At 73.5% G+C, this 11821-nt stretch carries 12 protein-coding genes; 4 read left to right on the top strand and 8 right to left on the bottom strand.

The genetic code is table 11. The features are described from left to right. Positions 1-91: 91 nt before the first annotated feature. The 3 genes from AB0F77_RS17030 to AB0F77_RS17020 form a co-directional block, all read right to left on the bottom strand. The gene (locus AB0F77_RS17030) at positions 92-1075 is read right to left on the bottom strand and encodes a small ribosomal subunit Rsm22 family protein (RefSeq protein WP_361948294.1); all 984 of its coding nucleotides are present in this window, start codon (positions 1073-1075) and stop codon (positions 92-94) included. Between the two features lie 145 nt (positions 1076-1220). Beyond that, positions 1221-2396, bottom strand: a complete 1176-nt coding sequence (locus AB0F77_RS17025) for a serine hydrolase domain-containing protein (protein ID WP_361948291.1) — start codon at positions 2394-2396, stop codon at positions 1221-1223. Continuing rightward, positions 2348-3643 carry a multidrug effflux MFS transporter gene (locus AB0F77_RS17020; RefSeq protein WP_361948288.1) on the bottom strand — a complete coding sequence of 432 codons (1296 nt, stop codon included), beginning with the start codon at positions 3641-3643 and terminating at the stop codon, positions 2348-2350. The genes AB0F77_RS17025 and AB0F77_RS17020 overlap by 49 nt, the downstream gene beginning before the upstream one ends. 96 nt (positions 3644-3739) lie before the next feature. On the opposite strand from AB0F77_RS17020, the gene AB0F77_RS17015 reads away from it, so the two are divergent. Together AB0F77_RS17015 and AB0F77_RS17010 are read left to right on the top strand one after the other, a co-directional pair. Continuing rightward, positions 3740-4768, top strand: a complete 1029-nt coding sequence (locus AB0F77_RS17015) for a Gfo/Idh/MocA family oxidoreductase (RefSeq protein WP_361948320.1) — start codon at positions 3740-3742, stop codon at positions 4766-4768. Positions 4769-4855: 87 nt separating this feature from the next. After that, positions 4856-5623 carry an SDR family oxidoreductase gene (locus tag AB0F77_RS17010; RefSeq protein WP_361948285.1) on the top strand — a complete coding sequence of 256 codons (768 nt, stop codon included), beginning with the start codon at positions 4856-4858 and terminating at the stop codon, positions 5621-5623. 419 nt (positions 5624-6042) lie between these two features. Here AB0F77_RS17010 and AB0F77_RS17005 read toward each other — a convergent pair whose 3' ends face one another. Further along, positions 6043-7296: a serine hydrolase gene (locus tag AB0F77_RS17005; protein WP_361948282.1), complete on the bottom strand. Its 1254-nt coding sequence runs from the start codon at positions 7294-7296 to the stop codon at positions 6043-6045. A 76-nt stretch (positions 7297-7372) separates the two neighbouring features. After that, complete coding sequence (locus tag AB0F77_RS17000) at positions 7373-7699, bottom strand: nuclear transport factor 2 family protein (RefSeq protein WP_361948279.1); 327 nt, start codon at positions 7697-7699, stop codon at positions 7373-7375. A 121-nt stretch (positions 7700-7820) separates the two neighbouring features. Between AB0F77_RS17000 and AB0F77_RS16995 the strand changes: the two genes are divergently transcribed. Together AB0F77_RS16995 and AB0F77_RS16990 are read left to right on the top strand one after the other, a co-directional pair. Beyond that, positions 7821-8375, top strand: a complete 555-nt coding sequence (locus AB0F77_RS16995) for a DoxX family membrane protein (RefSeq protein ID WP_361948276.1) — start codon at positions 7821-7823, stop codon at positions 8373-8375. A gap of 64 nt (positions 8376-8439) precedes the next feature. Further along, entirely contained in the window at positions 8440-8880 is a 441-nt protein-coding gene (locus AB0F77_RS16990) for a MazG-like family protein (RefSeq protein WP_361948273.1), read from the top strand. Here the strand turns inward: AB0F77_RS16990 and AB0F77_RS16985 are convergent. The 3 genes from AB0F77_RS16985 to AB0F77_RS16975 form a co-directional block, all read right to left on the bottom strand. Next, positions 8862-9983, bottom strand: coding sequence for a peptidoglycan bridge formation glycyltransferase FemA/FemB family protein (locus AB0F77_RS16985; RefSeq protein WP_361948270.1), 1122 nt, complete (start codon positions 9981-9983; stop codon positions 8862-8864). The two genes, AB0F77_RS16990 and AB0F77_RS16985, sit on opposite strands and share 19 nt — an antisense overlap. 67 nt (positions 9984-10050) lie before the next feature. Further along, the gene (haaN, locus tag AB0F77_RS16980) at positions 10051-10557 is read right to left on the bottom strand and encodes a cyclophane-containing RiPP N-acetyltransferase HaaN (RefSeq protein WP_361948267.1); all 507 of its coding nucleotides are present in this window, start codon (positions 10555-10557) and stop codon (positions 10051-10053) included. Positions 10558-10652: 95 nt separating this feature from the next. Continuing rightward, positions 10653-11810: an FxsB family cyclophane-forming radical SAM/SPASM peptide maturase gene (locus AB0F77_RS16975; RefSeq protein ID WP_361948264.1), complete on the bottom strand. Its 1158-nt coding sequence runs from the start codon at positions 11808-11810 to the stop codon at positions 10653-10655. Positions 11811-11821: the final 11 nt, after the last annotated feature.

The following is an 11821-nucleotide window of genomic DNA, read 5'->3' as shown; positions in this document are numbered from 1 at the left end:
GTGCCGTCAAGAGGGTGTCTAAATCGGTCGTCACAACCCGATGTTGGACACCCTCCCTACGTCTGAAAACCCCGCGATCGGAACTACTCGTCTAGGCGTCCGCCGGAGGCCAGTCGTCGCCCCAGTCGGTGTCCCTGGCCGCCTTGTAGAGGTCGCCGTGGCGCTTGGTGACCGTGGTGCGGCGCAGCTGTCCCTCCGCCTCGCACAGGTCGAGCAGCACCTGTCCCTTGCGGATCTGCGGGCGCCGGACCACGCGGGCGGGGGCCGGGGCGGGCGGGAAGCGGGTGGCGGCGACGTAGGCGAACTTCTCGTCCTCGTACGCCAGTGAACCGCCCTTGACCTGCCGGTGCAGGGAGGAGCGGCTGACCCGGGCGGAGAAGTGGCACCAGTCGGTGCCGGGCACGATGGGGCAGGCGGCGCTGTGCGGGCAGGGCGCGGCGACGTGGAACCCGGCGCGGACCAGCCGGTCGCGGGCCTCGATGACCCGGGCGTACCCGTCGGGGGTGCCGGCCTCCACGATCACGACGGCCTGCGCGGCGGTCGCGGCGGCGTCGACGAGCGCGGCGCGGTCGGCCGCGGTGAGTTCGTTGAGGACGTACGACACGGTGACCAGGTCGACGGCGTCCAGGGTGAGCCCGGCGCCGATGCGGGCCCGCCGCCAGCTCACGTCGCGCAGAACGGGGTGCGCGGCGGTGATCTCCCGGCCGAGGGCGAGCGCGGGCTCGGCCCAGTCGAGCACGGTCACCGGGCGCGGTCCGTCCCAGGTGGCGTGGGCCGCCCAGGTGGCGGCGCCGGTCCCGCCGCCGACGTCGAGGTGGCTGCCGGGTGTCCAGTCGGGCACGGCCGCGGCGAACGCGTCCAGGGCGGCGGAGACGGCCGCGAAGGTGGCGGGCATGCGGTAGGCGGCGTACGCGGCGACGTCGGCGCGGTCCCGGAGGATCGGCGCGTCGGTGGGGGTACGGCCCCGGTAGGCGCCGATCAGCCGCTCGACGGCCCCGGCGGCCTGCGAGGGCGGCAGCCCGTCGAGCAGCCCGGACAGGGCGTGGCGGAGATCGTCGGCGGCGGTGTCGTTCACCCGGCGATTCTAAAGAGCCCGGAAGCGTCGTTCACATGGCGGCATCGCGCCCCGAAGGGGCGCGGGGAACTGCGCGACAAGCCCCCCACGCCGCCGCAGCCGCTACGAACGCCCAACCCTCCCTGCCGCGGCCGCGACGAACGGCTCAAACCATCCGCACCGCCCGAGCCAAGCGGCTCGCCAATGCCGCCCGGGGCACGTTGTCCGCGGTACGGCGCCGGGGGTGGACCGTGTTGGCCAGCAGAACGAGGAACGTGTCGGTGACCCGGTCCAGGACGACCGACGTACCGGTGAACCCGGTGTGGCCCGCCGCGCCGTGCCCCGCGAGGCCGCCCATGAACCAGCGCTGGTCGACGGCGAAGCCGAGGCCGGGCGGGGCCAGGAGCAGGTCGACGAAGTCGGGCCCGAGGATGCGGGCGGGCCCGTACGAACCCCCGGCGAGCAGCGTGCGGCAGAACACGGCGAGGTCCCGGCCGGTGGAGAACAGCCCCGCGTGGCCCGCGATCCCGCCGAGCGCCCACGCGTTCTCGTCGTGGACCACGCCCCGCAGCATCCCCCGGTCGGCCTTGGCCCACGGCCGCCGCTGGTCCTCGGTCGCGGCGGCGCCCGGGCTGGGTCCGAAGCGGGTCGCGGTCATGCCGAGCGGCCGGGTGACGCCCTCGTGGACGAGGACGTCGAGGGTGCGGCCGGTGACGCGTTCCAGGACGGCCTGGAGCAGCAGCATGTTCAGGTCGGAGTAGCGGTACGCCCCGGGCTGTCCCGTCGGCGCCTCGGCGCGCAGCAGGGCGAGCCGCTCGTCGTCGTCCCGGCAGGCGTACAGCGGGAGTTCGGGGCGCAGCCCGGAGGTGTGGGTGAGCAACTGCCGTACGGTGACGCGGTGTTCGGCGGCGGCCCGGTACTCGGGGAGGTGGGCGCCGACGTACGCGTCGATGCCGAGGGTGCCCCGCTCGATCTGCTGGACGGCGGCCACGGCCGTGAACAGCTTGGTGAGGGAGGCCAGGTCGAAGGGGGTGTCGACGGTGACGGGCACCCGGGCGGCGGGCGGCAGTTCGGCGCCGGCGTCGCGCTCGGGGTCGTAGGAGGCGTACCGGACGGCCCAGCCCGCCGCCTCCTGGACGGCGATCACCGGGCCGCGTCCGGCGACCACGACGAGGCCGGGCGTCCAGGGGCGCCGCCCGGTGGTGAGGGCGTGCGCCTCGCGGACCAGGTGCCGCAGTTCCGTCGGGTCGAGCCCGGCACGTTCCGGTGAGTCGACGCGCAGTCTCGGTGCGCTCAGCTGACCGCTCCCTCCGCACTCGCACGCGTGTTCCAAGGACGGCACATTCCCATGAAGCAGGCCAGGGCCACCAGTGCGCCCGCCAGCTGGACCACGGCCATGGGCACGGCGGTGTGCTCGCCCGCGACGCCGACGAGCGGGGAGGCGACCGCGCCCACGAGGAACGCGGAGGTGCCGAGCAGCGCGGAGGCGGACCCGGCGGCGTGCCGGGTGCGCACCAGGGCGAGGGACTGGGCGTTGGGCAGGGTGACGCCCATGGCGGACATCAGCACGAACAGCGCCGTGGCGAAGGGCACGAGGCCCGTCTCGCCGAAGGCGCCTGCGGCCATCAGCAGCAGGGCGGTCGCGGCGAGGACGGTGACCACGAGCCCCGCGGCCAGGACCTTGTCCAGGCTCACCCGGCCGACCAGCAGCTTGCCGTTGATCTGCCCGGCGACGACCAGGCCGATCGAGTTGACGCCGAACAGCAGGCTGAACGTCTGCGGGGAGGCGCCGTAGATCTCCTGGATCACGAACGGCGAGGCCGCTATGTAGGCGAACAGGGACGCGAAGGCGAAGCCGCCGGCGAGCAGGTAGCCGGTGAAGGGCGCGTCGGCCAGCAGTCCGCGCATGGTGTGCAGGGCCTCCGCCGCGCCGCCCGCGTGCCGCCGCTCGGGCGGCAGGGTCTCGGGCAGCCGTGTCCACACGAGCGCGGCGAGCAGGACGCCGACGGCGGTGAGGACCACGAAGACGCCCCGCCAGTCGGTTACCCGCAGGATCTGCCCGCCGATCAGCGGGGCGACGATCGGGGCGACGCCCGAGATCAGCATGAGGGTGGAGAAGAAGCGGGCCATGGCGAGGCCGTCGTACAGGTCGCGCACGACGGCGCGGGCGATGACGATGCCGGCGGCGCCCGCGAGGCCCTGTGCCAGCCGGAGGGCGACCAGGACCTCGACGTTCGGGGCGAGCGCGCACAGGACGGTGGCGACGACGTAGACGGCGAGCCCTGCCAGCAGGGGGCGCCTGCGGCCCCAGCGGTCGCTCATCGGGCCGACGACGAGCTGGCCGAGCGCCATCCCGGCCAGACAGGCGGTGAGCGTGAGCTGCACGGTCGCGGCGGGCGCGTGCAGGGAGCGGGTGACCTGCGGCAGGGACGGGAGGTACATGTCCATGGCGAGCGGGGGTGTGGCGGTGAGACCGCCCAGGACGAGCGTGACGAGCACTCCGGTGCGGCGGGCCGCAGGGGCCGGGGACTGCGCGGTCGCCGGTCTCCGCTCCCGTTCCGGTGTCGGCGCCGCGGCCTGCTCGGCCATGTGCCCCTCCCTCTCTTGCCTCTTTCGTGGAATCGCCACCTATGCTCTCAGCTCGTACACAGTGCCGATGAGCACATGAGCGAGGGCGGGGCCGGGATGGCGGAGCAGAGCGTGCGGTGGGGTGTCCTGGCGACGGGCGGGATCGCGGCCGCGTTCACGGCGGATCTGGTGGCCCTGTCCGAGGACGGCTCCGGCGGGGGGCCGCGCGCGGAGGTCGTCGCGGTGGCCTCGCGCAGCCAGGAGGCGGCGGACGCGTTCGCCGGGCGGTTCGGGATCGAGCGGGCGTACGGCGACTGGGAGTCGCTGGCGCGGGACGAGGACGTCGACGTCGTGTACGTCGCCACGCCGCACGCGGCGCACCGGGCGGCGGCCGGGCTGTGCCTGGAGGCGGGGCGGAACGTGCTGTGCGAGAAGGCGTTCACGCTGAACGTGCGTGAGGCGGAGGAACTGGTCGCGCTGGCGAAGGAGCGCGGCAGCTTCCTGATGGAAGCGATGTGGATGTACTGCAACCCGCTGATCCGGCGGCTGAAGGCGCTGGTCGAGGACGGGGCGATCGGGGAAGTGCGCACCGTGCAGGCCGACTTCGGCCTCGAAGGGCCGTTCTCGGCGGAGCACCGGCTGCGGGACCCCGCGCAGGGCGGCGGCGCGCTGCTCGACCTCGGTGTCTATCCGGTGTCGTTCGCGCACCTGCTGCTCGGCGAGCCGGACGACGTCACCGCGCGGTCCGTGCTCTCCGAGGAGGGCGTCGACCTCCAGACGGGCGCGCTGCTCTCCTGGGAGGGGGGCGCGCTGGCGTCGGTGCACTGCTCGGTGGTGGGCGGTACGTCGGTCACGGCGTCGGTGACCGGGTCGCGCGGCCGGATCGACGTGCCGGCGGGCTTCTTCAACCCGCCGGGCTTCGTGCTGCACCGGGACGGCCACGAGCCCGAGGAGTTCGTCCTGGGCCCGTCCGACGGGCCGCACGGCACGATGCGCCACGAGGCCCAGGAGGTCATGCGGGCCGTCGTCGCGGGCGAGACGGAGTCCCCGCTGGTCCCCCTGGACGGCACACTGGCGGTCATGCGCACGATGGACCGCGTCCGTGAGCTGACGGGGGTGCGTTACCCCGGGGAACCGGCGGCCTGACGGTCCGGGGGACCCGCGGCCCCGGCGGGTCCCGCGCCGACTCCGGCGGGTCCCCGCACCGGCTCCGGCGGCCTACGCTGCTGAGGCATGGACAGAGATGTCGAGTACTCGTCGAGGATCGCCCTGGTGACCGGGGCCGGGTCCGGGGTCGGTCGGGCCGTCGCCGTGGAACTGCTGCGCACCGGCTGGTCGGTGGTGCTGGCCGGGCGGCGCGCGGAGCCCCTGGAGGGGACGGCGGCGCTGGTGCCCGGTGCGCCGTCGCTGGCCGTGCCCACGGACGTGGCCCGCCCCGAGGACGTGACCGCACTCCTCGCCGCCGTACGGGAGCGGTTCGGGCGGCTGGACCTGCTGTTCAACAACGCGGGCACGTTCGGTCCCGGGGGCGTGCCGGTGGAGGACCTGTCGTACGACGCCTGGCGGCACGTCGTGGACACCAACCTCAACGGGGCGTTCCTGTGCGCCCAGGCGGCCTACCGGCAGATGAAGGAGCAGGACCCGCAGGGCGGCCGGATCATCAACAACGGCTCGATCTCGGCGCACACGCCCCGGCCGCGGTCGGCGCCGTACACCGCGACCAAGCACGCCCTGACCGGCCTCACCAAGTCGCTGTCGCTGGACGGGCGTCCGTACCGGATCGCCGTCGGGCAGATCGACATCGGCAACGCGGCCACGGACATGACGGCGCGGATGGGGTCGGGGGCGCTGCAGGCGAACGGCGACGTGGTGCCGGAGCCGGTGATGGACGTGGGGGACGTGGCGCGCACGGTGCGGCACATGGCCGAACTGCCGCTCGAGGCGAACGTGCAGTTCGTGACGGTGCTGGCGACCACGATGCCCTACGTCGGCCGGGGCTGAGCGGCCCACGGTCCGTCAACTCCCCGTAAACACACAAGCGGAATTTACTTCTCCGCCCTATTGCGGCCGATGGCGGCCTTGTGCTCAACTTTCCTCCACGAGAGCTTCACAGTTGAGGCATGAGGCTTCCGTCGACCACACCGAGGGGGGAGGCGGCAGCCGTTCCACACCGCCGGGTTGGGGGTGGACCTCGCGAGGACCGCGGGGTGCGCACCGACGGGTGGAACGGCTGCCGCGTTGTACCGTCCGGCGGTTCGACTCGGGTGGGATGAGGTCGACTCAGGTCGGGTCAGCTCAGGCGGGGTGAACTCAGGCGAAACCGGCTCAGGTGGAGTGAGCTCAGGTGGAGTCGACACCGGTGGGGTCAGAGCGCGTGGGCGTCAGCCCGGAGGGGGGCGGCTCGCGCGGGGCGGCTCGGGTCAGCCTCGATGCCTGCCGCGGGTTTCCGCGGACCGTCCGCGGCCACCCCCGCCCTCGCCCCCGCTTCCGCCCTCGCCCCCGTTCCCGCTCCCGCTGCCGCTTCTCCGCTTCGAGGTGCGGCGGCGCAGGGCCAGGGTGCCCGCTCCCAGGAGGGCCACCGTTGCCGCCGCTCCCACCGGCGTGCGCCACGACGACCGGACGCCGGACGCCGCCGCGTGTGCCGACCCGGGCCCGGGTTTCCGGGGCGTACCGGACGCGGCCCCGGGCGAGGCGGAGGCCCCGCCGGCCCCGCGCCGGGCGTCCAGCGTCCCCACCGCCCCGGCCGAACTCCCCTTCGTGAAGCCCCAGTCGAGCAGCGCCGCCGCCTCCTCGTAGACCGCGTTGCTCCCGCTGCCGGGGTGCATCACGGTGACCAGCAGGGTGCGCCCGGCACGTGTGGCGGCGCCGGTGAAGGTGTTGCCCGCGTCGCTGGTGTAGCCGTTCTTCACCCCGATCAGCCCCTTGTACGGCCCGAGCCCCCACGCCCCGGTGAGCAGCCGGTCGGTGTTCTGGATCTGGAAGGTCCGGCCCCCGCCCGCGGGGAAGTCGGCGGTGCGCGTGCCGCAGTACGCCCGGAAGTCCGCGTTGGCCAGCCCGTGCCGCGCGATCACCGTCAGGTCGTACGCCGACGACAGCTGCCCCGGGTGGTCGAACCCGTCGGGACTGACCACGTGCGTGTCCAGGGCCCCCAGTTCCACCGCCCTGGCCTGCATCGCGGCGACGGTCCCGGCGACCCCGCCGTTCAGGTGGGCGAGCACGTGCACCGCGTCGTTCCCCGACCGCAGGAACACGCCCTGCCACAACTGCTCGACGGTGTACGTGGTCCCGGGCGCGATCCCGACGAGACTGGAGCCGGCCGGGATGCCGGCGAGGTCGGCGGCGGTCACCCGGTGCCGTTCGGTCCGCGCGAACCGGTCGAGCAGGGTGTCCGCGAACAGCATCTTCAGCGTGGAGGCGGGCGGCAGCCGCACGTGCGCCCGGTACGCGGCGAGGACGTCCCCGCTGCGCGCGTCGGCCACGACCCAGGAGCGCGCCGTCAGCCCGCGCGGCAGCCCGGCCGGGTCCTGCGCCTGGACACCGTCGAGCGCCAGCCGCCGCCCGCCCACGGCCTCCACCGCGTCCGCCGCCGACGCGGGGGCGGACAGGGACACGGGCAGGGCAGCGGCCGTAAGTCCGAGGAGGGCACGTCGCGTGAGCCGAAAGGAATCGCGCATTCCGGGACCGTACACCGCCCCCAACAGCACTTTTCCAACCGAAAACCCTCTATGCCCGAGGAATTTACCGGGCGCGTCAGGCCTGGCCGGTTTCGAAGCGGGCGATGTGGCCGTCGGGGGTGATCGTGAACGACCATGCGGTGCGCATCTCGCCCCAGGTGTCGTTGCTGTAGCGGGCGACGAGGGCGCGGCCGTCGCGGGACTCGTTGTCGACCTCCAGGTGCCCGTGGGAGGAGAAGATCTCCCGGTCGATCCACTCGGCGAGGTCACGGTCGGAGCCGTCGTCCGCCATGGTCGCGCCGGGCGCGAGGATCGCGAGGAAGCCCTCCCGGTCGTGCGCGTTGACCGCGGTGACGAACGCCCGTACGGCCGGATCGCTCAGCTTGGCTGTCTGAATCGTCATGCCGGCCAGCCAAACACCGCTCCCCCGCACCCGCCACCCGAACGGCTGCCCGGAGCGGGGCGGGGCGGCGGCCCGGGTGCGACGGTGGACCCGTCCGCACGCAACCACTCCGGGAGCCATCGTGACGTGTTACGACCGACGTGATCTGGGACTGCTGCTGCTCCGCGTGGGCACCGGCGGCGTACTGGCCGCGCACGGGGCACAGAAGCTGTTCGGGTGGTTCGGCGGGGGCGGCATCGAGGGGACCGGGCGGATGATGGAGTCCGTCGGCTACACCCCGGGCCGGGCCAGCGCCACGGCCGCGGGACTCGCCGAGGCGGGCGGCGGCACGCTGCTCGCGCTGGGCCTGGCGACCCCGGCGGCGGGCGCCGCGGCGGCAGGCGCGATGGCGGGCGCGGCAGCGGTGCACCGGCCCCACGGCTTCTTCGCACAGGAGGGCGGCTACGAGTACGCGGCCTCCCTCGGCCTCGCCGCGACCGGCCTCGCGATCACGGGCCCCGGCCGTCTCTCCCTGGACCACGCGCTCGGCCACGTGGTCAACCGGGGCTGGATGGTCCCGGCGGCGCTGGGCGCGACGGCGGCGGTCACGGCGGTGGTGGTGGGCGCCAGGCACCGCCGGGTGCGGAGCCGCGCACAGGGGGAACAGGGGGAACAGGAAGTCCTGTTCGAGGAGTGACCCCGGCGTGCCCGCCGGGCGGCCGTGGCAGGCTGCGCCCATGACCCATGAGAACGCTGCGCCCATGACCCACGAGAACACAGAGGGAACGGCGCACTCGGCACACGGCACGGCGGCACACGGCACGGCGGGGGACGGGGAGGCCGGCGGCACCGGTGTTCCCGATCTCTGGGGCTCCATCGACGAACTGTGGACCTGGCTGGACGCCAACCGGCGGCACGGCGACCCGGAGGCCGTCCTGCTGCGCATCCTCAAGCTCCAGGAGGAGGTCGGCGAGGTCGCCCAGGCGGTGATCGGCGCGACCGGCCAGAATCCGCGCAAGGGCGTCACCCACGGCTGGGACGACGTCCGGGCGGAACTGTGCGACGTGGCGATCACCGCCCTGGTCGCCCTGCGTTCCCTCACCCCGGACGCCCGCGAGGTCTTCACGGGCCGCCTGGCGAGGGTCCGCACCCGCTCCCTGGGCGACCCGGCCGGCTCCGTCCCTCAGCGGCGGGACATGTAGAGGCCGAGCGCCCTGTGCAGCAGGCGGTTGAGCGGGAAGTCCCACTCCCCCAGGTACTCGATCGCCTCCCCGCCGGTGCCGACCTTGAAGCGCAGCAGCCCGAGCAGGTGGTTGTCGTGGTCGAGGGTGTCGGTGATGCCGCGCAAGTCGTAGACGTCGGCGCCGAGTTCATGGGCGTCGCGGATCATGCGCCACTGGAGCGCGTTGTTCGGCTGCACCTCACGTCTGCGGTCGGTGGAGGCGCCGTAGGAGTACCAGACGTGCCCGCCGACCCTCAGCATGGTGGCCGCGGCCAGCGGCTCCCCCTCGTGTCGGGCGACGTAGACCCGCATCCGGTCGGGGTCCTCGCCGTTCAGCACGTCCCACATGCGCCGGAAGTAGTCGAGGGGCCGCGCGGTGAACCGGTCGCGCCCGGCGGTCTCGACGTAGAGCCGGTGGAAGACGTCGAGGTCGTCCGGGCCGCCGCGCTCGACCACGACGCCCGCCTTCTCGGCCTTCTTCACGTTGCGCCGCCACTGCTGGTTGAACCCGCGCTGCACGTCCTCCAGCGTCCGCCCGGCGAGCGGCACCTGGAAGACGTAGCGGGGCTGCCCGGCGGCGAACCCGTCCTCGCCGCCCGCCTCGGCCTGCGACCAGCCCGTACGGCGCAGCCGGGCGGCGATGTCGAGAGCGCGCGGCTCGTACGACGTGGCCTCGACGTCCCGCAGCCGCCGGGCGCCGGGATCGGCGACGGCGGCCTTGACGGTCTCGGCGTCCCACCGGCGGGCGACGACGGGCGGGCCCATCTTCACGGAGAAGGCTCCCCGGCGCCGCAGGTGGTCGAGCATGGGCCGCAGCCACGGCTCCAGATCGTCCGCGTACCAGTCGATGACGGGGCCCTCGGGGAGGTAGGCGAGGTACCGCTCGATCCTGGGCAGCGGCCGCAGCAGCACCAGCCCGGCCCCCACGAGCCGCCCGTCCGCGTCGAACCACCCGAGGCTCTCCGCCCGCCAGTCCGGTTTCACTCCGCCCCAGGCGGGAATCTGCGTATGGCTGACGGACCCCCGCCGGGCGACGAATTCCAGGTGTTCCGCGGCACCGATCGACTTGAGCTGATAGGTCATGCGGGCATCGTGCCATTTCCCCGTGCGAGGAGAACCGATCACCGCCGCCGCGGCCCCGCCAATGGCGTCACACGGAAATCGAGTGCACCGCCTCCCGCATGACGTCGGCCCCGGTCTCCAGCCGGTAGACGATCTTCCCGTTGAATTCCGAGAAACCGAGTTCCCGGTAGAAGGAACGGGCGCCGAGGTTCCCCCGGTCGGTCATCCATTCCAGGCGGCTGCACCCCGGCCGTTTCTCGGCGATGTCCCGCAGCCGGCCCATGAGTTCCCTGCCCACGCCGTGCCTGCGCAGGGAATCCCGTACGTAGAGTTCCTTGAGGAACAGCGAATGGGACGATCCCGCGGCGGGCCAGAGGAAGGAGTACGCGGCCATGCCGACGATCTCACCGCGGCCGTCCTCGACGAGGAGGGCCGACGCCAGCGGCTGCTGGTCGAAGAGGGCCTGCTTGATCTGTGACCTGCGCTCCTCGAAAGGCTGAATCTCGGTCTCCCCGTAATAGCGCTCGATCTCCTCGATCAGCCGTGCGAGTGCCGAGATGTCGCGTGCCTCGGCGGGGCGGATGGTGAAATTCATGAGAGGCCCTCCTGTCTTTCCTGATTCTGAGCGGCGGTTCGTCAACGCGCACGGCGTCACCGCGATGCGGGTGACGGAGCTAGGGGGGTGAGGGGCTAAGGGGGTGACGGTGCCGCCGTACCCACGTCCCAGCCGTGCCGGCGCAGTGACGTCTGCACATGTCCGACGAGGTGTTCCAGGTCCGCGCAGTAGACCGAGGGGTTCCGGTAGCCGCGGGCGGAGCTGAACCGGTGCGGGAGGTGGCCGCCGCCGCAGACCTCGACCAGGGAGCAGTCCCGGCACCGTTCGGCGAGCGCGTCCCTGCCCTGCCGCCGGTGCAGCAGCGCGGGGTGCCGGGCGACCTCGTCGAAGGTGGCGTGGAAGACGTCCAGGCCGAGCCAGGAGGCGCCCTCCCCGACGACGCGCAGGGTGTCCACGCCCTCGACGGACCCGTCGGACTCGATCACGACGGTCGCGGGCGGTGCCAGCCCCAGGGACTCGACGGACCCGCGCACCCCGACGCTGAGCGCGGCCATGTCCTCCAGCATGCGGACGCTGTGCCGGTACTCGGGGTGAGCGAGCCAGGCGTCGTAGACCCGGCTCAGCCAGATCCCGTACTCGGGCAGCGCCGGGTTCCCGCGCGGGGGCGGGGCGTCGTGGGTGGCGTGCGGCAGGTTGAAGTCGATGACCCGCGGCTCGAAGGCGGCGAGGTGGTCGTGGACCTCGACGGGATCGTTGGCGAGGTCGACCACGGCCAGCAGCCCGGCGAACAGGCGCGGTCTGGTGCGCAGCAGCCGGATGCCGCGTTCGGCCGCCGCCGCGCTGGAGCGGGAGGTGTGGGTCAGCCGGTGCCGGTCGTTGGCGCGCGGCGGCCCGTCGAGGCTCACGCCCACGGCGACGTCGAACTCCTCGAAGAGGTCGAGCCAACTCTCCGACAGGAGCGTCCCGTTGGTCTGCACGGCGAAGCGCAGCTCCGGTCCGCCCGGGGGGATCTCCGCGCGGATGGCGGTCAGCAGGTCGCGGACGTGCCGCCGGCCGGTGAGCAGCGGTTCGCCGCCGTGCAGGACGACGTCGACCGCCTCCAGGCCGTGGGCCGCGGCGTGTTCGCGGATGCGCCGCGCGGTCGCGCGGGCGACCTCGACGTCCATGCGCGGGGGGAGCTCCCGCCACGACCGGTCGGGCGAGTGGAAGACGTAGCAGTAGTCGCAGTCGATGTTGCAGCGGTTCGCCGTCTTGAGGACGTACGACCGGAAGGGTACGAGCGGGAGCGTCATCGGTCGACGCT

The sequence above is a fragment of the Streptomyces sp. NPDC026672 genome (assembly GCF_040638185.1).
In the GTDB taxonomy this organism is placed as follows: domain Bacteria; phylum Actinomycetota; class Actinomycetes; order Streptomycetales; family Streptomycetaceae; genus Streptomyces.
Note: the sequence above shows the minus strand (reverse complement) of the source record. Positions and strands in the feature narration are given on the sequence as shown.